The organism is Streptococcus oralis Uo5, from assembly GCF_000253155.1.
Lineage (GTDB): Bacteria > Bacillota > Bacilli > Lactobacillales > Streptococcaceae > Streptococcus > Streptococcus oralis_L.
The window spans coordinates 1,201,579-1,214,138 of sequence record NC_015291.1; the positions used below are offsets into that span (position 1 = coordinate 1,201,579).

The 12,560-nt window shown below is 43.0% G+C and carries 15 protein-coding genes, 1 pseudogene and 1 other annotated feature; of the genes and pseudogenes, 5 read left to right on the forward strand and 11 right to left on the reverse strand.

Annotated features, from left to right (window positions below):
* Positions 1-56 precede the first annotated feature (56 nt).
* From proC to SOR_RS06020, 6 genes are all read right to left on the reverse strand, one after another.
* Complete coding sequence (proC, locus tag SOR_RS05995; RefSeq protein WP_000689687.1) at positions 57-854, reverse strand: pyrroline-5-carboxylate reductase; 798 nt, start codon at positions 852-854, stop codon at positions 57-59.
* Between the two features lie 3 nt (positions 855-857).
* The gene (locus tag SOR_RS06000; RefSeq protein ID WP_000255288.1) at positions 858-2,120 is read right to left on the reverse strand and encodes a glutamate-5-semialdehyde dehydrogenase; all 1,263 of its coding nucleotides are present in this window, start codon (positions 2,118-2,120) and stop codon (positions 858-860) included.
* Positions 2,121-2,129: 9 nt separating this feature from the next.
* Positions 2,130-3,239: a glutamate 5-kinase gene (gene proB / locus SOR_RS06005; protein WP_000875727.1), complete on the reverse strand. Its 1,110-nt coding sequence runs from the start codon at positions 3,237-3,239 to the stop codon at positions 2,130-2,132.
* Between the two features lie 100 nt (positions 3,240-3,339).
* Positions 3,340-4,239 (reverse strand): RluA family pseudouridine synthase, encoded by a 900-nt coding sequence (locus SOR_RS06010; RefSeq protein WP_000403232.1) that lies wholly within the window; start codon positions 4,237-4,239, stop codon positions 3,340-3,342.
* The gene (lspA, locus tag SOR_RS06015; RefSeq protein WP_000745689.1) at positions 4,223-4,690 is read right to left on the reverse strand and encodes a signal peptidase II; all 468 of its coding nucleotides are present in this window, start codon (positions 4,688-4,690) and stop codon (positions 4,223-4,225) included. Before lspA ends, SOR_RS06010 begins: the two co-directional genes overlap by 17 nt.
* Positions 4,687-5,595 (reverse strand): LysR family transcriptional regulator, encoded by a 909-nt coding sequence (locus SOR_RS06020; RefSeq protein WP_001025727.1) that lies wholly within the window; start codon positions 5,593-5,595, stop codon positions 4,687-4,689. The genes lspA and SOR_RS06020 overlap by 4 nt, the downstream gene beginning before the upstream one ends.
* On the opposite strand from SOR_RS06020, the pseudogene SOR_RS10350 reads away from it, so the two are divergent.
* Positions 5,588-5,683 (forward strand): annotated as a pseudogene (locus tag SOR_RS10350) (AraC family transcriptional regulator); the annotation flags it as partial. The gene SOR_RS06020 and the pseudogene SOR_RS10350 sit on opposite strands and share 8 nt — an antisense overlap.
* A gap of 145 nt (positions 5,684-5,828) precedes the next feature.
* On the opposite strand, the gene rpmA reads toward SOR_RS10350, so the two are convergent.
* The 4 genes from rpmA to SOR_RS06040 all read right to left on the reverse strand — a co-directional run bounded on the left by rpmA (position 5,829) and on the right by SOR_RS06040 (position 7,719).
* Positions 5,829-6,122, reverse strand: a complete 294-nt coding sequence (gene rpmA / locus SOR_RS06025) for a 50S ribosomal protein L27 (RefSeq protein WP_000916509.1) — start codon at positions 6,120-6,122, stop codon at positions 5,829-5,831.
* Positions 6,123-6,138: 16 nt separating this feature from the next.
* Entirely contained in the window at positions 6,139-6,483 is a 345-nt protein-coding gene (locus SOR_RS06030) for a ribosomal-processing cysteine protease Prp (RefSeq protein ID WP_000613703.1), read from the reverse strand.
* Between the two features lie 15 nt (positions 6,484-6,498).
* Positions 6,499-6,813 carry a 50S ribosomal protein L21 gene (gene rplU, locus SOR_RS06035; protein ID WP_000109141.1) on the reverse strand — a complete coding sequence of 105 codons (315 nt, stop codon included), beginning with the start codon at positions 6,811-6,813 and terminating at the stop codon, positions 6,499-6,501.
* Positions 6,814-6,847: 34 nt separating this feature from the next.
* Positions 6,848-6,968, reverse strand: a sequence feature (ribosomal protein L21 leader region).
* 64 nt (positions 6,969-7,032) lie between these two features.
* On the reverse strand, positions 7,033-7,719 hold the full coding sequence (locus SOR_RS06040) for a YoaK family protein (protein ID WP_001238357.1): 687 nt from the start codon (positions 7,717-7,719) through the stop codon (positions 7,033-7,035).
* 156 nt (positions 7,720-7,875) lie between these two features.
* Between SOR_RS06040 and SOR_RS06045 the strand changes: the two genes are divergently transcribed.
* Positions 7,876-8,853, forward strand: a complete 978-nt coding sequence (locus SOR_RS06045) for a Gfo/Idh/MocA family protein (RefSeq protein WP_000915869.1) — start codon at positions 7,876-7,878, stop codon at positions 8,851-8,853.
* Complete coding sequence (locus tag SOR_RS06050; protein WP_000850571.1) at positions 8,850-9,932, forward strand: DEAD/DEAH box helicase; 1,083 nt, start codon at positions 8,850-8,852, stop codon at positions 9,930-9,932. Before SOR_RS06045 ends, SOR_RS06050 begins: the two co-directional genes overlap by 4 nt.
* A 24-nt stretch (positions 9,933-9,956) precedes the next feature.
* On the opposite strand, the gene SOR_RS06055 is transcribed toward SOR_RS06050, so the two are convergent.
* Positions 9,957-10,334, reverse strand: a complete 378-nt coding sequence (locus tag SOR_RS06055; protein WP_002875584.1) for a YwiB family protein — start codon at positions 10,332-10,334, stop codon at positions 9,957-9,959.
* A 71-nt stretch (positions 10,335-10,405) separates the two neighbouring features.
* On the opposite strand from SOR_RS06055, the gene SOR_RS06060 reads away from it, so the two are divergent.
* On the forward strand, positions 10,406-11,713 hold the full coding sequence (locus tag SOR_RS06060) for an HD domain-containing protein (RefSeq protein WP_001003521.1): 1,308 nt from the start codon (positions 10,406-10,408) through the stop codon (positions 11,711-11,713).
* Positions 11,714-11,722: 9 nt separating this feature from the next.
* Positions 11,723-12,529, forward strand: coding sequence for a sugar-phosphatase (gene yidA / locus SOR_RS06065; RefSeq protein ID WP_000023484.1), 807 nt, complete (start codon positions 11,723-11,725; stop codon positions 12,527-12,529).
* Positions 12,530-12,560 lie beyond the last annotated feature (31 nt).

Sequence of the window (12,560 nt, forward strand, 5' to 3'; positions counted from 1 at the left end):
TTTTGCGTCTTCTGATTTCAAAAGAGCATAAAAGAGGCTGGGAGTCATCCAACCTCTTATTTACCTAATTCTTGTGTTCGTTTGTAGGCTTGATGAACTGCGTCCATGACGGTACCTCTAAAGGCATGTTCTTCCAGACTTGCTACACCCGCGATAGTCGAACCTCCTGGGCTACAAACTTGGTCTTTCAATACTCCAGGATGTTGCTGACTTTCAAGGACCATTTGTCCAGCGCCAACTACTGTTTGAGCTGCCATTTTCAAAGCCATTTCTCGTGGCAATCCTGTCTGTACACCCGCATCTGCCAAAGCCTCGATAAAGAGATAGACAAAAGCTGGTCCACAACCTGCAAGACCTGTCGCAGCATCTATTAAGCCATCCCCAAGTTCAACCAAGAGACCAGCCTTGACTAGAAGCTGACAAAAGAGTTCCCTGTCCTCAGCACGACAATTTGCTGACATGGCATAACTAATCACTCCTTGGCCGATAGCCACTGGAGTATTGGGCATGATGCGAATAATTCGGTGGTGACTCGGTAAAAATTTGGCTAGTTTTTCCAAAGTCAATCCAGCCGCCATGGAAATCAAAAGAAGACTCTCTCTATTTTCAAGGATGGTCTGGTATTGAGAAAGCAAGTCTGAGAACTGAGCAGGCTTAACTCCTAGAAAAATCACATCTGCTTCTGCGAAGATTTCGTCATTGCTGGAAGCCTGACCACCAAAGTTGGTAATGAAAGCATCTACTTTTGCTTGACTACGATTGGCAAGGAGAATCTGAGCACCCGTCTTGGCCTGCACAACAGCCTTAGCCAAGCTAGCTCCCATATTCCCCAAACCGATAAATCCAATCTTCATCTCTTACTCCCTTATCTGTCCGTTACCAGTAACCACATACTTGTAGCTGGTCAACTCTTTCAAGCCCATAGGCCCACGCGCATGCAGTTTCTGAGTAGAAATCCCCATCTCACATCCAAGACCAAATTGGCCTCCATCAGTGAAACGCGTTGAGGCATTGACATAAACCGCTGCTGAGTCCACTTGATCTGTAAAGTAAGCTGCAGCTTCAGCATTTTCAGTCACAATGGCATCCGAATGATGGGTACTGTGGGCTTCAATATGCGCAACCGCTTCTTCTAAACTGCTCACAACCTTAACAGCGAGAACATAGTCTAAAAACTCTGTGTCAAAGTCTTGGACCTCAGCTGCTCGACCTGAAACAAACTGACTTGCCGTGCTATCCAAACGGAATTGAATTGGTTCCAACCCAGCTTCTTTTCGATTCTCAACCAGAACTTGCTCCAAGCGAGGAAGGAAATCTGCTGCCTTGTCTTCATGAACCAGCAGAACCTCCATAGCATTGCAGACAGAAGGACGACTGGTCTTAGCATTGTTGATGATAGATAAAGCCTTGTCTTCATCGGCATCCTTGTCCACATAGACATGGACAATTCCAGTTCCTGTCTCGATAACGGGCACGATAGCATTTTCAACCACGGCATTAATCAAGCCAGCCCCTCCACGAGGAATGAGAAGGTCTAGATAGCCCTTGGCCTTCATCATAGCATAGCTACTTTCACGGCTGGTGTCTTCCACTAGTTGAATCACCTCTGGATGAATGGTAGTCGTCTCCAAGCCCTTCTTCAAGGCTGTGACAATAGCATGGGCAGTTTGATAGGCGTCCTTGCCACTACGAAGAACGACTGCATTTCCACTCTTGAGAGCCAAGGCAGCTGCATCCGACGTCACATTTGGACGGCTTTCATAGATAATACCGATAACACCCATAGCCACACGTTTCTTGGTGATAAGCAAGCCATTTTCAAGATGACTTGTTTCTAAGACTTCACCAATGGGATCTGGTAAAGCAACCACTTCACGAATTCCTCTTGCCATAGCTTGGATTCGCCCTGCATCCAAATAAAGACGATCTAGCATAACATCTGAGATTTTCCCCTTGGCCGCTTCCATATCAAGGGCATTTGCCTCTAAAATTTCCTCAGTAGCTGCCAATAACTGATCAGCCATGGCTAGCAAGGCTTGGTTTTTCACAGTTTCACTAGCAGTGTTGATTGACTTTTTAACAGCCTGTACTTGTTCAAATTGTTCTTGTGTACTTACCATTTTTCACCTCTAAAATTCTGTAAAGAGCAGCTGGATTTCAGGAGTGATGGAAATCCAGTCATCACGGTGAATCAAGACTCCCTTAGCTTTTTGAGAACGGAGCATATCTTCTAGGGCTGAGACACCAAATTGGACACGTCCCTTTCCAAGAGATTGACCTGTTTCTTTATCTGCTACTGTAACAATATCATGGTAAGAGAAGTTCCCTTCCACTTCTACCACACCTGATAAAAGGAGACTTTTTCCGTTTTCTGAAAGTGCTTCTGCAGCTCCACCATCTACCCAAATCGTTCCCTGACTTTGAGCATAGAAGGCCAGCCATTGTTTCTGGGTACGAAGACCCTTCTCTTGCGCAACAAAGAAGGAACCATCCTTGGTCTCGTCCGCCGCCTCAATCAAGGCATCTGATTTCAGGGACGAGCAGATATAGACTGGCACCCCTGACTCCGTCGCAATAGTTGCAGCTTTGATTTTTGTCAGCATGCCCCCAGTACCGTTTGACGAACCTGCTCCACCAGCCATATCAATAATCTCACGATTGATAGTCTCGATTTTCTCAAGACGTTTAGCTGTTGGATCTGAGTTGGGATTTCCAGTATAGAGACCGTCCACATCCGTCAAGAGAACCAAAAGGTCTGCCTGCACCATAGCCGCTACCTGAGCACTCAGAGTATCATTGTCCCCAACCTTGAGCTCATCAATAACGACACTGTCGTTCTCATTGATGATGGGAATGGCACCACGATGAAGCAATACAGATAAGGCCTGATGGGCATTCTTATAACGACGTTTATCTACAAAATCATCCTGAGTCAGCAAGATTTGTGCGGAGACGATTTGGCGCATGAGGAGGTTGGTTGTGTATTCTTCTAGGAGCAAACCTTGTCCTACTGCGGCCGAGGCCTGCTTATCTGCAATCTTGGTCGGCCGTTTTTTAAAACCTAAAGCACCAAATCCAGCGGCAACTGCCCCAGATGACACCAAAATCAACTCATGTCCAGCCTCATGCAACATAGCCAATTGTTGGGTAATTGCCTTTACTTTACTTCTTGATAAACTCCCGTCTTCATTTGTCAACGACGAAGTCCCCACCTTAAAGACGATTCGTTTGTACTTCATATTCTCACTCCGATTCTTCATATTTATCCATTATAACACGAATGCTTTAAAATAGAAAAGACTTGAAATAAAAAGGTTGAGACAAGGCATCTCAACTCTTTTATCTATTCTCAGTTTTACGCAATCTTTCCAGCGTTTCTTTAAAAATCTCTGGAATATCTGCTGTGAACTCCAAGGTTTCACCTGTTCTCGGATGGGTAAAACCTAGAGTTTTAGCATGGAGAAATTGCCCATGTCCCTTAAGTGTCTTACGAGGACCATAGACCTCATCACCAGCGACTGGATGACCGATATAAGCCATATGGACACGGATTTGGTGGGTACGTCCTGTCTCTAGTTGCAACTCTAACAAACTATAATCTCCAAAGCGTTCCAAGACTTGAAAACGGGTCACAGCTGGCTTCCCTTTAGCAGTCACAGCCTGTTTCTTACGGTCTTTTTCGCTCCGACCAATCGGTGCTTCAATGACACCACGATCATTTGGCAGATTACCGTGAACAATTGCCCAGTATTTACGTAGAGACTTCTTATCTTTTAGCTCTTGGGCAAGTGCCAAGTGTGCCTCGTCATTCTTAGCAATCATGAGGAGACCTGACGTATCCTTGTCAATGCGGTGAACAATGCCCGGTCGGAGAACTCCATTGATACCTGACAAGTCCTTGATATGGTACATGAGGGCATTGACCAAGGTTCCGCTAGTATGACCGGCACTCGGATGGACCACCATCCCTTGAGGTTTGTTGACGACGGCTACATCCTCATCTTGGTAGATAATTTCGAGCGGAATATCCTCAGCCACATACTCTAAAACCTCTGGTTCTGGCACATGGTAGGTGACGATATCCCCCTCTTGGACAGTGTATTTGGCTTTCTTGGCTTGCCCATTCACCAAGACTTGTCCAGCCTTAATTTGTTCATTAGCGAGACTGCGTGACAATTCTGTCAGTTCTGACAAGGCCTTGTCTAAACGTTGCCCACCAGTTTCAATTTTTATTTCCATTTACTTCCTCTTTAAGCATTGCAATCAATAAAACAATGACACCAACTGTCAAATAGCTGTCAGCAACATTGAAAATCGCAAAGTTGATAAAGTCTAGGTGAAACATATCCACCACAAAACCTTGACTCATTCTGTCAATAAAGTTACCCAGGCCTCCCGCGATGATCAAAGTCAGTCCAAAAACCAGCCAGAGAGAGTCCTCCATGTGCTTATGTAGATACCATATGGCACCTGCCATGACAACCAAGGTAATGATAGCAAAAAACCACTGCTGGTCTTGTAACATAGAGAAGGCTGCTCCTCTATTTTGTAGATAGGTCAAGCTAACGAGATTGGGGATCCACGAACGCACTTCACCCAGTGGAATCTGCTGGAGAACATAGGCTTTAACCCACTGATCCAGCCCAATCAAAAGCAGTACAATGACTGCCACTATTCCTCTTTTTTTCATGATTTCCTCTTCTGATCAAAATATTCTTGCATAACCTCAACGAAAAGAGTCCCAGCTTGGCTAAGCTCCACTTCCTCACGTTTGACGTAGACCATGCGGTTATCTAGATTATCCTTGAGACGAATAACTGTGATGCCATTAACACTGTCACTATCCAAAAATCCAGACCCAGTCGCATAAGCATCCGTCCGCTCCAAAATACCATTCAAAGTAGCACGGTCGGTCACATTGAACATCTGGGAGCTAGCACTGGTATCGACAAAGTTCTCTGAATAGTAAAGGTACTCATCCTTTTCTTGAGTGAAACGAACGGTTGGTAAATCAGCCAAATCCTCCATGACCAGTTCTTCTTTCTCTGCTAAAGGATGTCCTTCACGAAGATAAATGTGAGTCTGGAAAGGAATTAGTTCAATAACTTCTAAACCAAGCTTTTCAACCCGTTGCATGATGCCCTTTTTATTTTGATTGTTGAGGTAGATAATTCCAATCTCACTATGCCCTTGGGCTACTTCGTCTAATATTTGAACTGTAGTAGACTCAAAAATACGAAAGTTCTTATAATCAGGATAACGTTCCGAATAGGCCGTAATGGTTGGTGGCAAGAAGTCATAGTGCTGGCTGGCAATAGAAAATTCATCCTTTTCTTCCTCAGGATTGGCATATTGATTTTGAAAAACATCAAATCCTTTGACCAATTCTTGCGCTTTCTCATAAAATTCCATACCACGACGGGTCAAAAACGTTCCCGAACTCGTCCGACGGAAAATTTTAAAGCCTAACTCTTTTTCCAAATCGCGCACAGAAATAGACAGACTCGGCTGACTAACATACATCTTTTCAGCAGCTTCACGGAAAGTACCACTATTCGCAATAGCAACAACATAGCGTAATTGTTGAATGTTCATCTTTTACCCCCAACTTCTCTATCTGTTCATTATACCATATTTCAGAATTTTTCCAAAAAAGAAAAAAGTGTCCATCGCAAGTTTAAATCTAACTATTCTCTATTAAATTCAAAATGGGTATCAAAACAAAAAAATAGGCTCTCCGAAAACTCGGAAAGCCTTATTTAATGCTACTTCTAGCTTCCTCGCCTTCTCATTTCAAGGCTCGGGATAAAAAGGTTCACTGGACCTTTTTATTTAGCGATTGGGTAAACAGAAACTTGTTTCTTGTCGCGACCTTTACGTTCAAAGCGTACTACGCCTTCAACTTTAGCGAACAAAGTATCGTCTCCACCACGTCCAACGTTTACACCTGGATAGATGTGTGTACCACGTTGACGGTAAAGGATTGATCCACCTGTTACAGTTTGTCCGTCAGCTGCTTTAGCTCCAAGACGTTTCGCTTGTGAATCACGTCCGTTTGATGTAGAACCTCCACCTTTTTTGTGGGCGAAAAGTTGCAAGTTGTTAAGAGTCATTTTTAACATAATGTTTTCCTCCGTGTTAGTTTTCTGTGATAACTCTGGTTTGGACGAACTCAGAAGAGTTCTCCGATAAGTTTGCCATACCTAAGAAAAATGATTCGAAGAATAACTGGGTCATTTCTCTCTGGTGTGAAGGAAGATCCGCTGGTATTTCAACCTTTAGATAGCCGCCTTCATCTTCGTTTAATTCAAAGATTGGTTCATAGCCTGCAAATTTCTCAATGGAATTGACAAAGTTAATGGCAAGCGTAGAAACCGATGCACACACGACATCTAAGCCGTATTCGCCACTTTCGGCGTGTCCAGTAATTTCCGCACTCCTCAGCTCGCCATCTTCGGCTCTCTCAAAGACTGCTTGTATCATGTGTTCTCCTTAAAATTAAGCGTTGATCGCGTTGATGACAACTTTTGTATATGGTTGACGGTGACCTTGTTTACGGTGGCTACCTTTTTTAGGTTTGTACTTGTAAGTAACAACTTTCTTTTGTTTTCCTTGTTTTTCAACAGTTCCAACTACAGTAGCTCCAGCAACAAGTGGAGTTCCGACAACAGTGTTTTCACCACCAACAAGAACAACTTCGTTAAAAGTAACTTCTTGACCAGCTTCAACGTTCAATTTTTCAACGTAAACTGCTTGACCAACTTCAACTTTAACTTGTTTTCCGCCAGTTTTGATAATTGCGTATGTGCTCATTATGCACCTCCTATGATTTTTAGGGTTTCCCCGTATTATTGTGAAGACTCGCCTAGCATCGTGGGACGAACCACTTAAAAGAAGAGCTCTAAGTATAACAAAATTTAAATTTGTTATACAACGAGCAAACGATGTTCGTGCGGTTGCACAGGACTGTGCATAGTCAACTCTTCAAGTATAGCATATCTTCTTTTTTCTTACAAGTGAAATCAATTAAAATTAAGCTTTTTCTTTCCCTTTTTTCCTCCAAAAAGCAAAAAGCATGCTGAAGTAAAAGATACTCATCATAAAAGGAACACCTAGAATTGTCTTCTCCTGATAGTAAATCGTCAAATAAGCTGAAAAAACAACTCCGAAGACAAAACTGCTAAGCAAGCTAACAAAAATCAAGCCCTCTCGTAGAAAAGGCGTATGCTTGGTCCGAAAATAATCTCCAAAAGCCAACATGGTACGTTTGATATTCCCTGTCATAAAGGCATTATTATAGGCAATCCCTGACACTTCTCCAAAAGCAGTTGTCACCAGTCCCATACAAAAGGCCAAGGGCGGTACGAGATAGATATTATCAACCGTTTGCGGCACAAAGCCTATAATTAGGGACAAGACTGCAAGTGGAATCAAGGACAAAATCGGCTTTTTAACAATTCGTAGTTTTTCCTTATACAATGTCAGAAAAAAGACACCCATCATAAAGGAAAACAAGGTCATTACTTTGGCACTGGCGTCCGATACATTTTGTTGAATAAGTCCTACAGAAAGAAAAACCACATTCCCAGTCTGTCCAGCGACAAGGGTGTTCCCTCGCACGATAAAGGTATAAGCATCGACATATCCTGCACAAAAAGTCAAAAAAAGCGCTAGTCGCTTAGACTGACGTGATATTTTTCTTATTGGTAATAATCTCATTTTCTCTCCCAATTCAGTTTCATTTACTCATTTCAATATTGTACCACTTTCTCCTAAAAATGCGTAGCCCATTTGAAAATTTTTACCATCTGTTGGATAGTCCTTCTTTTCTATGTTATAATGAAGGAAGGATTTGAAGTCGGAAAAGGAGTATTTATGCTTAAATTAGGTGTTATCGCAACAGGAGCTATCAGCTATCATTTCATAGAAGCAGCCCATGCCAGCGGAGAATACCAGCTGGTCGCTGTCTATTCTAGAAAACTAGAAACAGCCGCAACCTTTGCTTCCCGCTATCAGGATATCCAACTCTTTGATCAAGTAGAAGACTTCTTTAAATCTTCTTTTGATGTGGTCTATATCGCCAGTCCAAACTCCTTGCATTTTGTTCAAGCAAAGGCTGCCTTGTCTGCTGGCAAGCATGTCATTCTTGAAAAACCAGCTGTCACTCAGCCACAAGAGTGGCTGGATTTGAGACAGACAGCTGAGAAAAATAATTGTTTTATCTTTGAAGCAGCACGAAACTACCACGAGGAAGCTTTTACTACTATCAAAAACTTTTTAGCAGACAAGCAAGTGTTGGGAGCAGATTTCAATTATGCCAAGTATTCTTCCAAGATGCCTGACTTATTGGCTGGACAGACGCCAAATGTCTTTTCAGATCGTTTTGCTGGTGGAGCCCTTATGGACTTGGGGATTTATCCCCTCTACGCTGCCATTCGCCTCTTTGGAAAAGCTCAGGACGCGACCTATCAGGCTCAACAGCTTGACAATAGCATTGACCTAAATGGAGATGGTATCCTCTTCTACCCAGACTATCAAGTTCATATCAAGGCTGGGAAAAACATCACTTCCAATCTTCCTTGCGAGATTTATACAGCAGATGGAACCTTGACCCTCAACACGATTGAGCATATCCGTTCAGCTATTTTTACCAACCACCAAGGAAATCAAGTTCAGCTCCCTATCCAACAGGCTTCTCATACGATGACTGAGGAAGTTGCTGCGTTTGCTCAGATGATCCAGCAACCAGACCAGACACTTTACCAGAACTGGCTGGATGATGCAGGCTCTGTTCATGATTTACTGTATACCATGCGCCAGACTGCTGGCATTAGATTTGAGGCAGAAAAATGAAAACCAAACTACCGACTGAATGGCAGGAATTGAGTGACCAACTCGGTTTCCAAGAATTTACCCCCATTCAAACTCAACTATTTGAGCCTATACTAGCTGGAGAAAACCTCCTAGGAGTGAGCCCAACAGGAACTGGTAAGACCCTAGCTTACCTCCTGCCAAGTCTTCTCAGACTACAAAAGAAAAAAGCCCAGCAACTCTTGATCCTAGCACCAAATACAGAACTAGCTGGACAGATTTTTGATGTATGTAAAACGTGGTCAGAGGCTATCGGCTTAACTGCTCAGCTCTTCTTATCAGGTTCGAGTCAGAAACGCCAGATTGAACGCCTCAAAAAAGGACCAGAAATTCTAATCGGTACTCCTGGCCGTATCTTTGAGTTGATTAAATTGAAAAAGATCAAGATGATGAATGTAGAAACCATCATTCTGGATGAATTTGACCAATTGCTCGATGATTCTCAGATTCACTTTGTTGAGAAAATCACCCACTACGCACCTCGTGACCACCAACTCATCTACATGAGTGCGACGACCAAGTTTGACCAAGAAAAGATTGCACCAAACACGCGCACCATTGATCTCTCTGACCAAAAGTTAGACAACATTCAACATTTCTACATGCAGGTAGACCAACGTCACCGCGTTGATATGCTACGAAAATTGGCTCATGTAGAGGATTTCCGAGGACTAGTTTTCTTTAATAGCCTATCAGATCTTGGAAGTGCGGAGGAAAAACTACAGTATCGCGATATCTTAGCTGTTTCCCTCGCTAGCGATGTCAATGTGAAATTTAGAAAAGTTATCTTAGAAAAGTTTAAAGATAAGCAGCTAACCCTGCTCCTTGCAACTGACCTTCTGGCTCGTGGTATTGACATTGATAGCTTGGAATGTGTTGTCAACTTCGACGTCCCTAGAGATATGGAAACCTATACCCACCGTGCTGGCCGTACAGGTCGCATGGGTAAAGAAGGCTATGTTATCACTCTGGTAACCCATCCTGAAGAACTTAAAAAACTCAAAAAATTTGCAAGCGTGCGTGAAATTGTCCTAAAAAATAAAGAACTCTATATCAAATAAGGTTGGCTACCGCCAACCTTTTTCTTATCCCCAAGTAATTTCTAATTGATAGCTGGCAAAGGGGTGTCCCTCTTGGTTTTGCAGTTGATAGGCTAATTCAATCTTTTGCCCATCCAGTTCATAGTGATTCGTTTGAATGATAAATTCCTGCATGCCCATAGGTGTAGGAATATAGGCTAAACTATCGCTATCCTTTAGAAAACGCATGATAGTTTTGGGACTCGAGAAACGGGTCATCACCAGTTCTTCTTCATGAAACTTGAGAACCACTTTTTCCTTCTCCTCATTGTAGAAAAGCAGATAGCTATAATCGCCCTTTTCACGCACTTCCACGTCATAAAGTTGGTCTATGACTTCCAACTGTTCATCAAACTGAATCGTATTGCGCATCCGAATCTTCACATCAAATCCTCTTTCTTGTCTCTTGTCCTACTATTTTACCAAAAAGAGCAGGATTTTGCTATAATGGTCATATGAACGAAAAAGTATTCCGTGACCCAGTTCACAACTACATCCATGTAAACAATCAGGTCATATACGACTTGATCAATACAAAAGAATTTCAACGTCTGCGCCGTATTAAGCAACTAGGAACTTCCAGCTATACCTTCCATGGTGGCGAACACAGTCGCTTTTCCCACTGTTTGGGGGTCTATGAGATTGCTCGTCGTATCACAGAGATTTTTGAAGAAAAATATCCTGAAGAATGGGATCCTGCTGAGTCTCTCTTGACCATGACCGCTGCGCTCCTTCATGATCTTGGGCATGGTGCCTACTCCCATACTTTTGAACATCTCTTTGATACAGATCATGAAGCTATTACCCAGGAAATCATCCAAAGTCCTGAGACAGAGATTCACCAAGTTCTGCTACAAGTAGCGCCTGACTTTCCAAAAAAAGTTGCCAGTGTCATCGATCATACCTATCCTAACAAGCAGGTCGTGCAGCTCATTTCTAGTCAGATCGATGCGGACCGCATGGACTATCTCTTGCGCGACTCCTATTTTACAGGAGCATCTTATGGGGAATTTGACCTGACTCGCATCCTCCGAGTGATTCGCCCTATCGAAAATGGCATCGCCTTTCAGCGCAATGGCATGCACGCCATCGAAGACTATGTTCTCAGTCGCTACCAGATGTATATGCAGGTTTATTTCCACCCAGCAACACGTGCCATGGAAGTTCTCCTACAGAATCTTCTCAAGCGTGCTAAGGAACTCTACCCTGAGGACAAGGACTTCTTTGCACGCACTTCTCCACATTTGCTACCTTTTTTTGAAAAAAAAGTTACTCTATCTGACTATCTGGCACTTGATGACGGCGTGATGAATACCTACTTCCAACTCTGGATGAGCAGTCCTGACAAGATTCTCGCAGACTTGTCGCAACGTTTTGTCAACCGCAAGGTCTTTAAATCCATTACTTTTTCAGAAAAAGACCAAGACCAACTCGCAACCATGAGACAACTGGTTGAAGAAATCGGTTTTGATCCAGACTACTATACTGCTATTCATAAGAACTTTGACCTCCCTTATGATATCTATCGTCCCGAATCTGAAAATCCACGGACTCAGATTGAAATTTTACAAAAAAATGGTGAACTGGCAGAACTCTCTAGCCTGTCCCCTATCGTCCAATCCCTTGCTGGCAGTCGCCACGGTGACAATCGTTTCTATTTTCCAAAAGAAATGTTGGACCAAAACAGCATCTTCGCAAGTATCACCCAGCAATTTTTACACTTGATTGAGAACGATCATTTTACCCCAAATAAGAATGAATAGAGGAAATTTATGAGTATTAAACTAATCGCCGTCGATATCGACGGTACCCTGGTTAACAGTAAAAAGGAAATCACTCCGGAAGTCTTTTCTGCCATCCAAGATGCCAAAGAAGCTGGTGTCAAAGTCGTGATTGCAACGGGTCGTCCTATCGCAGGCGTTGCCAAACTTTTGGACGACTTGCAATTGAGAGATGAGGGTGACTATGTTGTAACCTTCAACGGTGCCCTTGTTCAAGAAACTGCTACTGGCCATGAGATTATCAGCGAATCCTTGACCTATGAGGATTATCTGGATATGGAATTTCTCAGTCGCAAGCTCGGTGTTCACATGCACGCTATTACCAAGGACGGTATCTATACTGCCAATCGCAATATCGGAAAATACACAGTTCACGAATCAACCCTCGTCAGCATGCCCATCTTTTACCGCACTCCTGAAGAAATGGCTGGCAAGGAAATCGTCAAATGTATGTTTATCGATGAACCAGAGATTCTCGATGCTGCGATTGAAAAGATTCCAGCCGAATTTTACGAGCGTTACTCTATTAACAAATCAGCTCCTTTCTACCTCGAACTCCTTAAAAAGAATGTAGACAAGGGTTCAGCTATCACTCACCTAGCTGAAAAACTCGGATTGACCAAAGATGAAACCATGGCGATCGGCGACGAAGAAAATGACCGTGCCATGCTCGAAGTCGTTGGAAATCCCGTTGTCATGGAAAATGGAAATCCAGAACTCAAAAAAATCGCCAAATACATTACCAAAACAAATGATGAATCTGGCGTTGCCCATGCTATTCGTACCTGGGTATTGTAAAATTCTTAAGGATAGAAAATAAACAACACCC

Excerpts from the sequence above, each read along its gene's own strand:
- SOR_RS06030 (WP_000613703.1), bottom strand. The coding sequence starts at position 6,483 with ATGATACAAGCAGTCTTTGAGAGAGCCGAAGATGGCGAGCTGAGGAGT.
- SOR_RS06000 (WP_000255288.1), bottom strand. The coding sequence starts at position 2,120 with ATGGTAAGTACACAAGAACAATTTGAACAAGTACAGGCTGTTAAAAAG.
- SOR_RS06020 (WP_001025727.1), bottom strand. The coding sequence starts at position 5,595 with ATGAACATTCAACAATTACGCTATGTTGTTGCTATTGCGAATAGTGGT.
- SOR_RS06050 (WP_000850571.1), top strand. The coding sequence starts at position 8,850 with ATGAAAACCAAACTACCGACTGAATGGCAGGAATTGAGTGACCAACTC.
- yidA (WP_000023484.1), top strand. The coding sequence starts at position 11,723 with ATGAGTATTAAACTAATCGCCGTCGATATCGACGGTACCCTGGTTAAC.
- SOR_RS06060 (WP_001003521.1), top strand. The coding sequence starts at position 10,406 with ATGAACGAAAAAGTATTCCGTGACCCAGTTCACAACTACATCCATGTA.
- proB (WP_000875727.1), bottom strand. The coding sequence starts at position 3,239 with ATGAAGTACAAACGAATCGTCTTTAAGGTGGGGACTTCGTCGTTGACA.
- lspA (WP_000745689.1), bottom strand. The coding sequence starts at position 4,690 with ATGAAAAAAAGAGGAATAGTGGCAGTCATTGTACTGCTTTTGATTGGG.
- SOR_RS06010 (WP_000403232.1), bottom strand. The coding sequence starts at position 4,239 with ATGGAAATAAAAATTGAAACTGGTGGGCAACGTTTAGACAAGGCCTTG.
- rplU (WP_000109141.1), bottom strand. The coding sequence starts at position 6,813 with ATGAGCACATACGCAATTATCAAAACTGGCGGAAAACAAGTTAAAGTT.
- SOR_RS06040 (WP_001238357.1), bottom strand. The coding sequence starts at position 7,719 with ATGAGATTATTACCAATAAGAAAAATATCACGTCAGTCTAAGCGACTA.
- proC (WP_000689687.1), bottom strand. The coding sequence starts at position 854 with ATGAAGATTGGATTTATCGGTTTGGGGAATATGGGAGCTAGCTTGGCT.
- rpmA (WP_000916509.1), bottom strand. The coding sequence starts at position 6,122 with ATGTTAAAAATGACTCTTAACAACTTGCAACTTTTCGCCCACAAAAAA.
- SOR_RS06045 (WP_000915869.1), top strand. The coding sequence starts at position 7,876 with ATGCTTAAATTAGGTGTTATCGCAACAGGAGCTATCAGCTATCATTTC.